This window comes from Serratia sp. CY40230 (genome assembly GCF_052168835.1).
In the GTDB taxonomy this organism is placed as follows: Bacteria; Pseudomonadota; Gammaproteobacteria; order Enterobacterales; family Enterobacteriaceae; genus Serratia; species Serratia nematodiphila.
The window spans coordinates 202,022-215,666 of sequence record NZ_JBJNLX010000005.1 but is presented as its reverse complement, the minus strand read 5'-3'; the positions used below and the strand labels follow the sequence as shown (position 1 = coordinate 215,666).

At 57.9% G+C, this 13,645-nt stretch carries 14 protein-coding genes; 3 read left to right on the top strand and 11 right to left on the bottom strand.

Features of this window, described 5'->3' with window-relative positions; all coding sequences use genetic code 11:
* Window positions 1–7: 7 nt before the first annotated feature.
* Window positions 8–1,159 (bottom strand): cyclopropane fatty acyl phospholipid synthase, encoded by a 1,152-nt coding sequence (gene cfa / locus ACJ8IJ_RS18355; protein ID WP_004931341.1) that lies wholly within the window; start codon window positions 1,157–1,159, stop codon window positions 8–10.
* Window positions 1,160–1,503: 344 nt separating this feature from the next.
* A complete protein-coding gene (gene punC, locus ACJ8IJ_RS18350) occupies window positions 1,504–2,715 on the bottom strand; it encodes a purine nucleoside transporter PunC (RefSeq protein ID WP_044031342.1) in 1,212 nt (403 codons plus the stop codon).
* Window positions 2,716–2,838: 123 nt separating this feature from the next.
* Here punC and punR point away from each other — a divergent pair, with 123 nt between their 5' ends.
* Window positions 2,839–3,783, top strand: a complete 945-nt coding sequence (gene punR / locus ACJ8IJ_RS18345; protein ID WP_442518436.1) for a DNA-binding transcriptional activator PunR — start codon at window positions 2,839–2,841, stop codon at window positions 3,781–3,783.
* Here punR and purR read toward each other — a convergent pair.
* Window positions 3,780–4,805, bottom strand: a complete 1,026-nt coding sequence (gene purR / locus ACJ8IJ_RS18340) for an HTH-type transcriptional repressor PurR (RefSeq protein ID WP_004931336.1) — start codon at window positions 4,803–4,805, stop codon at window positions 3,780–3,782. The two genes, punR and purR, sit on opposite strands and share 4 nt — an antisense overlap.
* Before the next feature lie 324 nt (window positions 4,806–5,129).
* On the opposite strand from purR, the gene cydH reads away from it, so the two are divergent.
* On the top strand, window positions 5,130–5,219 hold the full coding sequence (gene cydH / locus ACJ8IJ_RS18335; RefSeq protein WP_004931335.1) for a cytochrome bd-I oxidase subunit CydH: 90 nt from the start codon (window positions 5,130–5,132) through the stop codon (window positions 5,217–5,219).
* A gap of 64 nt (window positions 5,220–5,283) precedes the next feature.
* Here the strand turns inward: cydH and sodB are convergent, their stop codons facing one another.
* Both sodB and ACJ8IJ_RS18325 read right to left on the bottom strand, forming a co-directional pair.
* Complete coding sequence (sodB, locus tag ACJ8IJ_RS18330) at window positions 5,284–5,862, bottom strand: superoxide dismutase [Fe] (RefSeq protein WP_021505464.1); 579 nt, start codon at window positions 5,860–5,862, stop codon at window positions 5,284–5,286.
* A gap of 199 nt (window positions 5,863–6,061) precedes the next feature.
* Window positions 6,062–6,880, bottom strand: a complete 819-nt coding sequence (locus ACJ8IJ_RS18325) for a C40 family peptidase (RefSeq protein ID WP_004931330.1) — start codon at window positions 6,878–6,880, stop codon at window positions 6,062–6,064.
* A 416-nt stretch (window positions 6,881–7,296) separates the two neighbouring features.
* Here ACJ8IJ_RS18325 and ACJ8IJ_RS18320 point away from each other — a divergent pair, with 416 nt between their 5' ends.
* A complete protein-coding gene (locus tag ACJ8IJ_RS18320; RefSeq protein ID WP_004931329.1) occupies window positions 7,297–7,644 on the top strand; it encodes a Grx4 family monothiol glutaredoxin in 348 nt (115 codons plus the stop codon).
* 68 nt (window positions 7,645–7,712) lie between these two features.
* Here ACJ8IJ_RS18320 and rnt read toward each other — a convergent pair whose 3' ends face one another.
* From rnt to ACJ8IJ_RS18290, 6 genes are all read right to left on the bottom strand, one after another.
* A complete protein-coding gene (gene rnt / locus ACJ8IJ_RS18315) occupies window positions 7,713–8,396 on the bottom strand; it encodes a ribonuclease T (RefSeq protein WP_016927925.1) in 684 nt (227 codons plus the stop codon).
* Window positions 8,397–8,475: 79 nt separating this feature from the next.
* Window positions 8,476–8,883 (bottom strand): lactoylglutathione lyase, encoded by a 408-nt coding sequence (gloA, locus tag ACJ8IJ_RS18310; RefSeq protein ID WP_004931325.1) that lies wholly within the window; start codon window positions 8,881–8,883, stop codon window positions 8,476–8,478.
* 341 nt (window positions 8,884–9,224) lie between these two features.
* Window positions 9,225–10,328, bottom strand: coding sequence for an alkene reductase (locus ACJ8IJ_RS18305; protein ID WP_004931322.1), 1,104 nt, complete (start codon window positions 10,326–10,328; stop codon window positions 9,225–9,227).
* A gap of 91 nt (window positions 10,329–10,419) precedes the next feature.
* Window positions 10,420–11,040, bottom strand: coding sequence for a TetR/AcrR family transcriptional regulator (locus tag ACJ8IJ_RS18300; protein WP_021505463.1), 621 nt, complete (start codon window positions 11,038–11,040; stop codon window positions 10,420–10,422).
* Window positions 11,041–11,143: 103 nt separating this feature from the next.
* The gene (eptA, locus tag ACJ8IJ_RS18295; RefSeq protein WP_004931319.1) at window positions 11,144–12,781 is read right to left on the bottom strand and encodes a phosphoethanolamine transferase EptA; all 1,638 of its coding nucleotides are present in this window, start codon (window positions 12,779–12,781) and stop codon (window positions 11,144–11,146) included.
* Window positions 12,782–12,919: 138 nt separating this feature from the next.
* Window positions 12,920–13,561, bottom strand: a complete 642-nt coding sequence (locus tag ACJ8IJ_RS18290) for an NAD(P)-dependent oxidoreductase (RefSeq protein ID WP_004931317.1) — start codon at window positions 13,559–13,561, stop codon at window positions 12,920–12,922.
* Window positions 13,562–13,645: the final 84 nt, after the last annotated feature.

Sequence of the window (13,645 nt, the reverse complement as noted above, 5' to 3'; positions counted from 1 at the left end):
AAAGCGTTCAGCGGGCGACGCGAATGCCGCCTTCAACGCCTTTCGGGCTGAACACCACCTGCCATAACTGCAGATCGCGCGCCCGGAACGCGCCGGCGCAGGCGTTCAGGTAATAGCTGAACATCCGTTCGAAGCGTTCGGAATAGCGCTCGGCGAGCTGCGGCCACGCCTGTTTGAAGCGCTCGAACCAGGCCATCAGCGTGCGATCGTAGTCGGCGCCGATGTTGTGCCAGTCTTCCATCACGAAATGGCCTTCGCTGGCCTCGGCGATATGTCTCACGGAGGGCAGGCAACCGTTCGGGAAGATATATTTGTTGATCCAGGGATCGACGTTCATGTCGGTCTTGTTGGAGCCGATGGTGTGCAGCAGGAACAGGCCGTGCGGCGCCAGATTGCGCTCCACCACGTCGAAATAGGTGCGGTAGTTTTTCGGCCCGACGTGCTCGAACATGCCGACCGAGACAATGCGATCGAACTGCTGGTGCAGATCGCGGTAATCCTGCAACAGGATCTGCACATCCAGCCCGGCGCAGCGCGCCTGAGCCAGCTTCTGCTGTTCGGCGGAAATGGTCACGCCGACCACCGACACGCCGTAATTTTTCGCCGCATAGGCGGAGAGGCCGCCCCAGCCGCAGCCGATGTCCAGCAAACGCATGCCCGGCTGCAGCTGCAGTTTCTCGCAGATCATCCGCAGCTTGGCTTCCTGCGCTTCCTCCAGCGTGGTGGCGTCTTTCCAGTAGCCGCAGGAATACTGCATGTAAGGATCGAGCATCAGGGTAAACAGATCGTTGCCGAGATCGTAATGTTCTTTGCCGACGATCCAGGCGCGCTTTTTCGATTGCAGATTGGTCAGGCGCGCGGCGGCGATACGCAGGGTATCTTTCAGGTGGTGGGGGAGTTTCTTCTCCAGCCCGGCGCTGACCACGCGCTGGAAGAACATATCCAGCCGCTCGCACTCCCACCAACCGTCCATATAGCTTTCGCCCAGGCCCAGTGACCCTTGCTGCAAAACGCGTTTAAAGAATTCGGGATTTTTAACCTGAATATCGAAAGGGCGCGATCCGTTGATTTCGATACCGGCCAGACCGAGCATTTCGTGCGCGATACGGTACCACTGGTTATCCTGGATGCTCAGATCTTCTATACACGATGAACTCATAGCTTCTCCATCACCTTCTTCTGACTGATGACCCGTTAGGAAACAGCTTAGACAATTTCTGCGGGTGCATACCTATACCAACGGGAAATAAGCCCGCGGCGTCTGATATCCGACTATGAACAGAGGAAATTTAAAGAAACGGCCCGACGCAAACGGCGCAGGATAAACGCCCCTTTAAAAAAAGAGTGTGACGCAAGGCGCGTACACAATAGCTGATTGAGATATAGAGATTATAAGGTGTTACTTTACAAGGTTGTTTTTGAGTATAGGCGTGCCGAGGCGTTGACTCAACTGTAAATCGCACTCGGCACGCATATTCTTTAAGTGATTATTAATCTTGGCAATTATGACGCTGAGTTAGCATGTTCCCGCTGTGCCTTTTGCTGCGCATCGGCCGCTTTTCCCCGCTGCAGGAAATAACCCAGCGCGGCCAGGACTACCGTAGATACCATCACCGTCACCGTCGCCAACAGCGGCTGGGCAATAAACGCCGACACCAGCATGCTTGCCACAAAACACAGCCCCAATTGCAGCGTATTTTGCAGCGCGGCGGCTTTGCCGCTGCTTTCCGGGAACGGCATCAGCGCATTCGCCACCATGATCGGGTAGCCGGCGCCGTTGACCAGCGCCATCACGCAGAACGGGATCAGCAGCGTGGTGAGCGTCGGATTGGTCAGGGTCGCCACCAGATACAGTGCCACCATGCTGACACCATAAGCTACCAGCAGCCACGGCAGCAGAGTTTTGCCATTGATGCGCTTAAGCGCGGCGCGGCAGCCGTAGCCGCCCAGCAGGAAGGCCAGCGTTTGCGGCACATAGCTCAGACCGATGTCGCTCGGGCTATAGCCCATATCGCCGAGGATGAACGGCGAACCGGTCAGCCAGGCGAAGAAACCGGCCGAGCAGGCGGCGTACATAGCGACGTTGCCGCTGAACACCGGAGATTTCAACAGTTGCCAGAAGCTGACGCCGTTTTTCGGCGCGTCGGCGGCGGGGTGCGTTTTGGCGCGCTCTTTGAGCAGCAGCGTCGGCAGCAGCAGCAGCGCGGTGATCACCAACAGCGCGGCGAAGATCGCACGCCAGCTGGCGTGGTTCAGCAGCCAGGCGCCAAGCAGCGGCGCCAGCGCCGGTGACAGCGCCACCAGCGGCATGATGGTGGCGAACACGCGGTTGGCCTGGCCTTCGCGATAGCGGTCGACCACCAGCGCTTGCCAGATGGCGGTGGCGGAACAGACGCCGACGGCCTGAATAAAGCGCAGTATCCAGAGCTGCACGGCATTTTCTACCCACAGCATGCCCAGGCAGCCGAGCGCGAACAGCGTCAGGCCAATCAATAATACCGGTTTGCGGCCCAGTCGGTCGGAGAGGGGCCCCCACAGCAGTTGCGCGAAGGCGAAGCCGGCCAGAAAGATACTCAGGCTGGCGCTGACCGCGCCCGCGGAAATTTGCAGTTCCTCCCGCATGGCGCCGAAGGCGGGCAGGTACATATCGGTCGCCAGATAACCCAGCATGCTCAGGCCGGCGAGGTAGAACATAAAGCCAAAAGAATTTCGCATGGTATTTCTCGTTAATATTTTAGTGTCGCAGGTTTTTAGCGCCGGCCAGTGTATCCGGCTGGATCTCTGCTTGTGAAACGGTAATATTTGCAAAGTGCTGTTAAAAAAATTGAAGGCAAAGCGATGTGGTCTGAATATTCTCTTGAAGTTGTTGACGCGGTGGCGCGCACCGGCAGTTTCAGCGCGGCGGCGCAGGAGCTGCACCGGGTGCCGTCGGCAGTGAGCTATACCGTGCGGCAACTGGAACAATGGCTGGCGGTGCCGCTGTTTGAGCGGCGTCACCGTGATGTGGAGTTGACGCCGGCCGGCGCGCTGTTTATCAAGGATGCGCGAGTTGTTATCAAAAAAATGCTCGACACCCGCCGCCACTGTCAGCAGGTGGCCAACGGGTGGCGCGGCCAGCTGAATATCGCAGTCGACATCATCGTCAAACCCCAGCGCAGCCGCCAGCTGGTGCTGGATTTCTACCGCCATTTCCCCGATGTTGAACTGATGCTGCAACCCGAAGTGTTCAACGGCGTTTGGGATGCGTTGGTGGACGGCAGGGTGGACATGGCGATCGGCGCCACGCGCGCGGTGCCGGTCGGCGGCGGCTTTGCCTTCCGCGACATGGGGGATATGAACTGGCTGTGCGTAGTCAGCCCACAGCATCCGCTGGCGCAGCTGGCAGGGCCGTTAAATGACGATCGGTTGAGGCCGTACCCTGCGCTTTGTCTGGAAGACACCTCGCGCAATCTGCCCAAGCGCGTCACCTGGACGCTGGATAACCAGCGGCGGCTGGTGGTGCCGGACTGGACATCGGCGCTCGACTGTCTGTGCGCCGGGCTGTGCGTCGGCATGATGCCGGCGCATCGGGCGCTGCCGCTGGTGCAGCGCGGTGAGCTGAAGGCGTTGCAGCTGCAGCAGCCGTTTCCCGCCAGCCCTTGCTGCCTGACCTGGCAGCAGGATAAACCGTCGCCGGCGATGAGTTGGCTGCTGGCGTATCTGGGCGATGGGGAGACGCTGAATCAGGAGTGGCTGAGCGAGGCGGCGCCGGAAGCCGTGCAGGCTTCCGGCTCAGGGGATTAGCGACGGTAGTCGATGAATGGACCGTCGGCGACCGAACGGCGTTCCACCAGCTTCGGATGCACCTCGATCACCTGCGATTCTTCGCGCTTGCTGATGATGCGATCCAGCAGCATGGTGAAGGCCATTTCTCCCAGACGCTCTTTAGGCTGGTGAATGGTGGTCAGCGCCGGGGTGAAGTAGCGGGCGTTGCGCACGTTGTCATAGCCGATCACGGAAATATCCTGCGGCACTCGCAGCCCCAGCTCGTCAGCGGCGCAGATGGCGCCCATCGCCATGATGTCACCGCCGCAAAATACCGCGGTCGGCCGCTGTTTTTGCGACAGGATTTGGTGCATCGCCTTGTAGCCGGACTCCGGCTCGAAGTCACCCTGGACGATCCACTCTTCGCGAATGTCGATATGCGCTTCCTGCAGCGCCTTCATAAAGCCCTGATGACGGCCGCCGCCGGTGTTGCGCGACAGCTGGCCCGGGATGGCGCCGATATCGCGGTGACCGCGCTCGATCAGGTAACGGCCGGCCAGATAGCCGCCTTCGAACGCGTTATCGATGATGGTGTCGGTGAAGTCGCCGCGCGCGGCGCCCCAGTCCATCACCACCATCGGGATATTACGGTAGTCCTCCAGCATGCCCAGCAGTTGATCCGGGTATTCGGAACACATGACCAGCAGGCCGTCGACGCGCTTTTGCGCCAGCATCGCCAGGTAGGCGCGCTGCTTGTCCAGATTGTTGTGCGAGTTGCACAGGATCAGGGTGTAACCTTTGCTGTAGCAGCTGTTTTCCACCGCCTCGATCACTTCGGCAAAATAGGGCGCTTCGCTCGAGGTGGCCAGCAGACCGATAGACTTGGTGTGATTGACTTTCAGGCTGCGCGCCACGGCGCTCGGCGAGTAGTGCAGCTCTTTGATCGCGGCCCACACGGCCGCTTTGGTCTCTTCGGCGACGAAACGAGTCTTATTGATGACGTGCGAAACGGTGGTGGTGGAAACGCCCGCGCGTTTGGCCACATCTTTAATCGTTGCCATGTAAGGAATGACTCCTGAACTCACATGTTTACAGCATGTAAGTGTGATGTTAATCGTTTGCCTACGTAGATCCTTCTCCAGAGAAGCGAAAACTGAGTTTTTAGTGTGTTGAAGTCTTCAGCGCTTAATCAGGAGGGGCATGGATGCCGGTACGCAGTTGTGAACTGCGAATTTTGTCGCATATTGAACAAAAGTGGAAGAGGTAATCGAGATTATAAACCGGGAAATGATAACAAGATTTTATCGGCGAACTGTGGGAAAATGATTTGACGTACTAATTGTGCGCCTTTTATCCTTAGGAAAGCCTATTTTAAAGGAGTTGTCATGGATACCGATCTGAAGATGTCTCTGTTCACTACCGTCGGCGCGTTGGCGATGATCATCGCTTTCAGCTTTGTCGCCGCGTTGAACTGATCTCCCGCCAGTTATAAAAAAGGCGCAGCCTGGCTGCGCCTCATCACTTAGGCAAGGCCTGCGTTTACGCCAGGTTTTCCGCCGCAAATTTCCAGTTGACCAACGCCCAGAAGTTTTCCAGGTATTTTGGACGCGCATTGCGGTAATCGATGTAATACGCGTGTTCCCACACGTCAACGGTCAGCAGCGGTTTATCTTCACCGGTCAGCGGAGTTGCCGCGTTGGAGGTGTTGACGATCGCCAGCGCGCCGTCCGGTTTTTTCACCAGCCAGGTCCAGCCGGCGCCGAAGTTTTTCACGGCGGCATCGGTGAACTGCTCTTTGAACGCAGCGAAAGAGCCGAAGGATTTGACGATTGCCGCCGCCAGTTCGCCCTGCGGTTCACCGCCGCCCTGTGGCGACAGGCAGTGCCAGTAGAAGGTGTGGTTCCACACCTGCGCGGCGTTGTTGAACACGCCGCCGTTGGAGGTCTTGATGATCTCTTCGAGCGATTTGCCCTCGAACTCGCTGCCTTTCACCAGGTTGTTCAGGTTAACCACGTAGGTATTGTGGTGTTTGCCGTAGTGGTATTCCAGGGTCTCGGCGGAGATGTGCGGCTCGAGCGCGTTTTTCTCATACGGTAATGCAGGTAATTCAAACGACATTGCTTCCTCCTTTACAGCGCCACTTTCTTCCCGCCCAGGCGGGAGCCAGATGGGCCGTTTTTTATTGTGGTCATTCAATCTTAACAATTTTCATCATAAAAAACAGGAGGAAAAGCGAGAAATGCGCGTGGGGGAGTGCGATGGGCGATAGCTTGAGCAGGCGGTTGCGACCGGGGCCGCAACCGCGCAGAACAGGGAATTAACGGATGGTTTTCGGCGTCACTACGCGGCGTGCGCCGATGTAATGGTTTTGCCAATAGTCGTTGTCGAGCTGGCTGATGCGGATCTCTTCGCCGGTGCGCGGCGACTGGATGAATTTGCCGTTGCCGAGATAGACGCCGACATGGTCCGCCACGCCGCGGTTATTGATGCGGAAGAACACCAAATCGCCGCTTTCCAGTTCGCTTTTCTTGATCGGCGCCGCGTCGCGCAGGTGATACATTTCGTTGGCGGTGCGCGGCATCTTGATTTTCACCACGTCCTTATAGGCGTAATAGATAAGGCCGCTGCAGTCGAAGCCGGTGCGCGGCGAGCTGCCGCCCCAGCGGTAAGGCTTGCCCATCTGATCCATCAGCTTGGCCATCGCGGTCTGTTTGGCATGCTGGTAACGTTTTTTGTGCGCCGGGCTGAGTTTTAACGGCTTTTCTTCACGCGCCAGTTTGGCGGTGGCCATACCGGCGTCGCGGTGGCGGCCATAGCCTTTTTTATAGCCCTTTTTCGGCGGAGTGACTTTAATCTTGGCGGTTTTCTGCGCTTTGGCCTTGGGTTTGGCGCTGACGATCTTTTTCGCGCTTTTCTCGCTTTTGGCCTTGGCGGTCTTGGTTTTTTTCTCGGGGGCCGTCACTTTGGCTTTTTTGGCGGCTTTATCCGCTTTCTTTTTTCTGCGGTCATCGGGCCGCGCTTCATTAGCATGGCTTTTACGCTGCTCGGCAGCAACGCGCGCCTGTGGCGCAGCGTGCGCCAAATTGAAGAAGAGCTGCGTAAACAGCAGCGCAAAGAGCGTAAGAATTAAACGCATGTCGACGTCACCAACCTTGGCCCCGAAACGGATATCGAAAGAGTTACAGTATTCCCGAACTTCACCATATAAAACAGCGAAGAACTCATAAATAATAATCCATATTGTGAGAAAACGTTAATGACATTTTTTTTGGTTTAAAATCAGCCTGTTGATGTATAAAAAAGCGCCAGGCGACGGTGGCGGATATAATTAAGCCGCGCCGGCATCGCGGCGCAATATATTAGTGAAATGGTCGGATTAAAAATGTTATTCTCAACGTATGTTTTGACCGGAATGACGTGGCCGGTGAAACGCGATCGGCGGCGGGCGAATATCCTTGCAAAAGATGGCGTTTTCTTGCGACTGTTCCAGCCGCTACAATAGCCCGCGTGATGCATGTTGTAGCCATGAAATGTGGCTTGAGGAAGCAATAAATGACGACGACACTTGAAAAAATTCAGCACCAGATCGCTGAAAACCCGATTCTGCTGTACATGAAAGGTTCGCCAAAGCTGCCGAGCTGCGGCTTTTCCGCGCAGGCTGTGCAAGCGCTGTCCGCCTGCGGCGAGCGTTTCGCCTATGTGGACATTTTGCAGAACCCGGACATCCGCGCCGAGCTGCCAAAATACGCCAACTGGCCGACGTTCCCGCAGCTGTGGGTAGATGGTGAGCTGGTCGGCGGTTGCGATATCATCATCGAGATGTATCAGCGCGGCGAACTGCAGCAACTGATCAAAGAAACGGCAGAAAAGTATAAAGCGCAGGAAGACCAGCAGTCTTAATCGACGGGCTTGCGATTATCGCGTAACGGGCGGCGCCAGTGCAAACTGGGCCGCCTTTTTTGTTGGTTTTATTCGGCGAGATCGCCGGCGGGCAGCGGCCAGCCGCCGAGACGTTTCCAGCGGTTAACCAGCTCGCAAAACAGCAGGGCGGTTTGCTCGGTGTCGTACAGCGCGGAGTGCGCCTGGCTGCTGTCGAACGGCATGCCGGCGGCGATGCAGGCTTTGGCCAGCACCGTTTGCCCCAGCACCAGGCCGCTCAACGCGGCGGTGTCGAAGGTGGCGAACGGATGGAACGGGTTGCGCTTCAGGCCGGCGCGTTCGGCCGCGGCCATCAAAAAGCTGTGATCGAAGTTGGCGTTGTGCGCCACGATAATGGCGCGATTGCAACCGCGATCCTTGAGCCCTTTACGCACCGCTTTGAAAATGGCGTGCAGCGCGTCATATTCGCTGACCGCGCCGCGCAGCGGATTGTGCGGATCGATGCCGTTAAACGCCAGCGCTTCCGGCTGCAGGTTGGCGCCCTCGAAAGGCTCCACGTGGAAGTGCAGGGTTTCGTCCCGCTGCAGCCAGCCGTCCTCATCCATTTTCAGCGTGACGGCGGCGATCTCCAGCAACGCATCGGTATTGGCGTTGAAGCCGGCGGTTTCAACATCTATTACTACGGGATAAAACCCACGAAAACGACCACTCAGGGCGTTAAGATCACTTTTCTCGGCCATCAGTTTCTTATCTTCATCGAATGCAGCGCGCATTATGGCAAATTTTGCGCCCGGTTGCAGGCGCTATCGCGCGGAGAATCAGCAGGGCGCCAACGCGCCCTGAAGGGGGGGCTTAGTGGCCAAGGCCCTGACCGGCGTGTTTGTTTTCGATCAGCTCGATTTTGTAGCCGTCCGGATCTTCGACGAAGGCGATAACCGTGGTACCGCCTTTCACCGGGCCGGCTTCGCGGGTGACCTTGCCGCCGGCGCGACGGATGCTGTCGCAGGTGGCGGCAACGTCATCCACGCCCAGCGCCAGGTGGCCGAAGGCGGTGCCCATATCGTAGCTGTCGGTGCCCCAGTTATAGGTCAGTTCGATAACTGCGCCTTCGCTCTCTTCCGTATAGCCGACGAAAGCCAGGGAGTATTTGTACTCCGGGTTTTCGCTGGTGCGCAGCAGACGCATGCCTAATACCTTGGTGTAGAAGTCGATGGCGCGTTGCAGGTCACCGACGCGGATCATGGTATGGAGTAAGCGCATAATTCCTCTGAATTGACTGTGCCGTGGCAGACGGCGGGTGGATTGAAGCACAAGCGAGTATAGCCTTGTCCCGCAAGGGAATTCAACGTGACAAGTTAGTGACAATGTCACTTCGTGGTCTCGCGTCGAGGGTGTCTAAATATTGATCGAGTGTACCGATCGATACAGAGTAATTGATCTGCACAATCAATTATCTATTCCAGCGGCGATCGTGTAAAAATCGAACGACAATAAAGATCAACACCAGGGAACACCGGCCCGCCTCGTGCGGGCCTTTTTGCTTTGCGCGCGACGCATAAAAAACGGCCATGCGATTGCGTGGCCGTTGGGGTCAGGACAGGTTACTTCGCCAGAAACGGATAGTCGGTATAGCCTTCGGCGCCGCCGCCGTAGAAGGTTTCCGGCTTAGGTTCGTTCAGCGGGGCGTGCTGGCGGAAACGCTCGACCAGATCCGGGTTGGCGATGTAGCTGCGGCCGAAGGCCACCGCGTCGATGAAACCTTTTTCGATCAATGCTTCGGCTTTTTCGGCGGTGTAGGCGCCGGCACCGACGATCACCCCTTTAAAGTGGGCGCGCACCGAGTCGCGGAAGGCGTCGGAATACGGTTTGCCGCCGGCCCAGTCAGGTTCGGAGATGTGCAGGTAAGCGATATTGCGCTTATTCAGCTCTTCCACCAGATACAGCGCCGCTTCTTCCTGATCTTCGCCGTTGTCCAGCCCGTTGAACGGCCCCAGCGGCGAGATACGGATACCGATGTGTTCGGCACCCCATTCGGCGATGGTGGCGTCGACCACTTCCAGCGTCAGGCGGGTGCGATTCTCAATGCTGCCACCGTATTGATCGGTACGTTGGTTGGAAGCCGGTGACATGAACTGGTGCAGCAGATAGCCGTGGGCAGCATGCAGTTCGATGAAATCGAAACCGGCTTCGCGCGCGTTGGCGGTTGCCTGGCGGAAATCGTTGATGATGCCCGGGATCTCGCTGGTTTCCAGCGCGCGCGGCGTGGAGGTCGGCACGCGCACCCAGGCGCCGGTTTCATCACGCACGGTGGTGCGGGTTTCAGCGTTGATGGCCGAAGGCGCGACCGGTGCTTGCCCGCCTGGCTGCAGGCTGGCGTGGGAAATGCGGCCTACGTGCCACAGCTGCACGGCGATATGGCCGTTGTTGTCATGCACTGCCTGCGTGATGTTTTTCCATGCGGCGATCTGCTCCGGCGTATGCAACCCCGGCGCACCGGCGTAGCCTTTCGCCTGGAAGGAAACCTGGGTCGCTTCGGTCACGATCAGGCCGGCGCTGGCGCGCTGTGCGTAATATTCCGCCATCAGCGGCGTAGGAATATCGCCCGGCTCGATGCTGCGCAAACGCGTCAGCGGAGCCATAAACACGCGGTTGGGCAGGGTGATGGCACCAACCTTCAGCGGAGAGAGCAATTTTTCAGTCTTCATAGTGCATCCTGTATTTAATAGACCGGTCGTCTAGTAATGGGCGATAAAAAACCATGAACTGCATTTTTTCAATAAAAATAAGTTGTTACCGTTACGGTTGCGGCGGGCGCAGCAGCAACTCGATGCTTTCCAGCGCGCTGGTCAACGGCGCCAGCGAGTGACGGATCTTGGCGCGCAACGTGGCGCCGAGCCACAGTGAATACAGCGTTTCTGCGGTTGCCGCCGGGCTCATGGCTACCGACAGCGAGCCCTCGGCGATACCGCGCTCGATGGCCTCCTGAAGGTGGCCGATCACGCGAGCGGTGCCCGTTTCCAGCGCATGGCGCATCGGTTCCGACAGATCGCTCACCTCGGCGGAAAGCTTCACCGCCAGGCAGGCGTTGTGGCATTCGCTGCGGCAGTGGTAGCTGATAGCCTGGGCGTAATAGCCGAGCAGCTGGTGGCGGGCATCACCGCGCCTGTCGGCAAACAGAGCCTGCATTTCTGCATCATAATGCGCGAAATAGCGCTGCAGCATCGCTTCGCCGAAGGCTTCCTTCGAGCGAAAATAGTGGTAGAACGAGCCTTTCGGCACGCCCGCGGTGGCCAGCAGTTCGCTCAGCCCCATGCCGGTAAAGCCCAGGCGCAGGCTGAGGGTTTCGCCGGTGGCGAGCAGATGTTCACGTGTATCCACGTTGCAATGCGTTGATTTGGTCATCATGGTGCCGAGCATAATAGACCGATTGGTCTAGGTCAATGGGAATAAAAAAACCGGCGCACAAAACGCCGGTTTGTCTGCAAACTATTGTGCCCCAGCGGCACGCGGAAGTTAAGCGCTACGCCGCGTTGCGGCAGCGTTGCAGGATATCCAACTGGGATTGATATTCGCGGGTTTGTACGTTCAGCATACCCAACAGGGTGTGGAACAGGTTGTCCTGCGAAACCTCGTCCTTTTCCGCCAGCGTATTCAGACACTGGCGATCGATGCCGAAATTGCGCTGATAGTCGGCCGACATCCACATCAGGAAAGGCACGTGCGTTTGCTGGCTCGGTGCGAAGACATAAGGCGTGCCGTGCAGATACATGCCGTTTTCCCCCAGCGATTCGCCATGATCGGACAAATAGACCAGCGCGGTATTGAAACGGTCGTCATACTGCCGCAGCAGCTTGATGGTGGCATCGAGCATCGCGTCGGTATACAGGATTGAGTTGTCGTAGGTGTTCACCAATTGTTCATGGCTGCAATCCTGGATCTGATTACTGTTGCAGGTCGGCGAAAACGCCTGGAATTCTGGCGTGCTGCGGCGGTAGTAAGCCGGGCCGTGGCTGCCCATCTGGTGCAGCACGATCACGCCGTCGTCTTTCAGGCTATTGATGTAGTCGTTCAGCTTGTACAACAGCACGTTGTCCATGCAAACCTCGCCGTCGCAGTCCTGCTGCGGTTTCAGCTTGGTCATGTCGATGTGCGGCACCCGGTCGCAGGCGCCTTTGCAGCCGCCGTCGTTATCGCGCCACAGCACATTGACGCCGGCATGCGCCAGCACGTCGAGCATGCCTTCCTGGTGCGTCGCCTGGGTCGCGTCGTACTCCTTGCGTGGCATGTTGGAGAACATGCAGGGCACGGAGATCGCCGTTTCGGTGCCGCAAGAGCTGGCGTTCTTGAAATAGACCACGTTGTCCTGCTTGAGGCGCGGGTTGGTTTCGCGTTCATAGCCGCCGAGGGAGAAGTTTTCGGCGCGGGCGGTTTCTCCCACGACCAGGATCACCAGCGTTTTCTTGGCCTGCCTGGCGATCAGCGGCCCTTTACGCGCATCTTCGCCGATCTTGACCAGCGGCAGATTGCGGGTGAAGTAACGCTGTTCGGTAAACTTGATGGTGCCGGCCACGAAGTTGGAAGGCGTCAACATCTTCACCACGCTTTTATTGTTGCGGATCAGCGAAGCGTAGTCTTTGTAGAACAGCGCGGCGACGATCAGGATCACCACCAACGACAGCATGACGTTGGCGGCGCGCAGTCCGACCATGTACCACCAGGGGCGAGTCTGGCGAATTTGGGTGAAGCAGACCGCCACCGCCGGCAGAATGCCGAGCAGCGTCAGCCACAATCCCATGCGCGGCGTCAGCAGCGCGGTCGCCTCCTGAGGGTTGGTTTCGAAGGCGTTTTGCATCATGTTGCCGTCGATCACCACACCATAGCTGAACATGAAATAGTTGGCTGCGGCGCTGCCGAGCAAGAAAAAGATGATCAGCGGCTTGCGCAGGTAGGGCACGGTCAACACGCTGAAGATGATATTCAACGCACAGAAGATCACCACCGGCATGCTGGCGGCGAAAATCACGCTGTGGGCGCTATCGAAGGTGATATACGACCAGGCGCGCTGCAGGAATAAGGCGTTCTGAAATAAAGTGAAGAACAGGGCGGCGGCGAGGGTAAAACCGAGGCTGTTGCACCGTAAGCGTTGACGTAACCACATTGCCAAATCGGGATCCTGAAAGTAGATAATGCCTTGAAATCTACCGGATGAAACTTAAGAAAACCTTAGAAACTCAGATTACTGGCAGCGAAGAATACGCGGAAAACGCCAGGCCGAGCGGCCTGGCGGCGGGGCGGTTTAGTAGGCGGCGGTGAATTGCGCGCGAATAAACTGAGGCTTTTCAATCTCATCAACGATAGCGACCGCCAGGTCTTCCACCGAAATGCTGGCCGGCGCTTCGCCGTTCATCAGCAGTTGCGTGGTGCCGAGGCGGAACTGGCCGGTGCGTTTGCCCGGCTCCAGCAGGGCGGCCGGCGAAAGATAGGTCCAGTCGAGTGCCGACTCGTTACGCAGTTTGTTGCGCAGATCGCGCACCGCCTGCGCACCGGGGCGGATATTTTCCGGGAACTGCGGCGTATCCACCAGTTCAACGCCCGGCGCCACTTCCAGGCTGCCGGCTCCGCCGACCACCAACAGGCGTTTGACGCCGGCCTGCTCGACCGCGGTGAGGATCTGCTGGGCGCCGCGGGTGGTTTTCTCATACAGGTTGTCTTCGCCCCAGCCGGGGTTGTAGGCGCTGATCACCGCATCCTGGCCGCGCAATTGTCCCGCCAGCCAAGCCGTATCGGCGACGTCGCCCAGTGCGACGGTCAGATTGGCGTGCTCCGGCAACTCTTTTTTCTGGCGCGCGATTGCCGTCACCTGAATACCGCGAGCCAGCGCTTCATCCACCACGCGGCGGCCAACAAAACCGGTTGCTCCAATAATGGCTACTTTCATCTGTATGCTCCTTCGGGGATAGGTTCAGTATCGTGAGGCAGGCCGAGGTGCCTGCCGCGTGGTTTCTACTCTAGTCCTTAACAA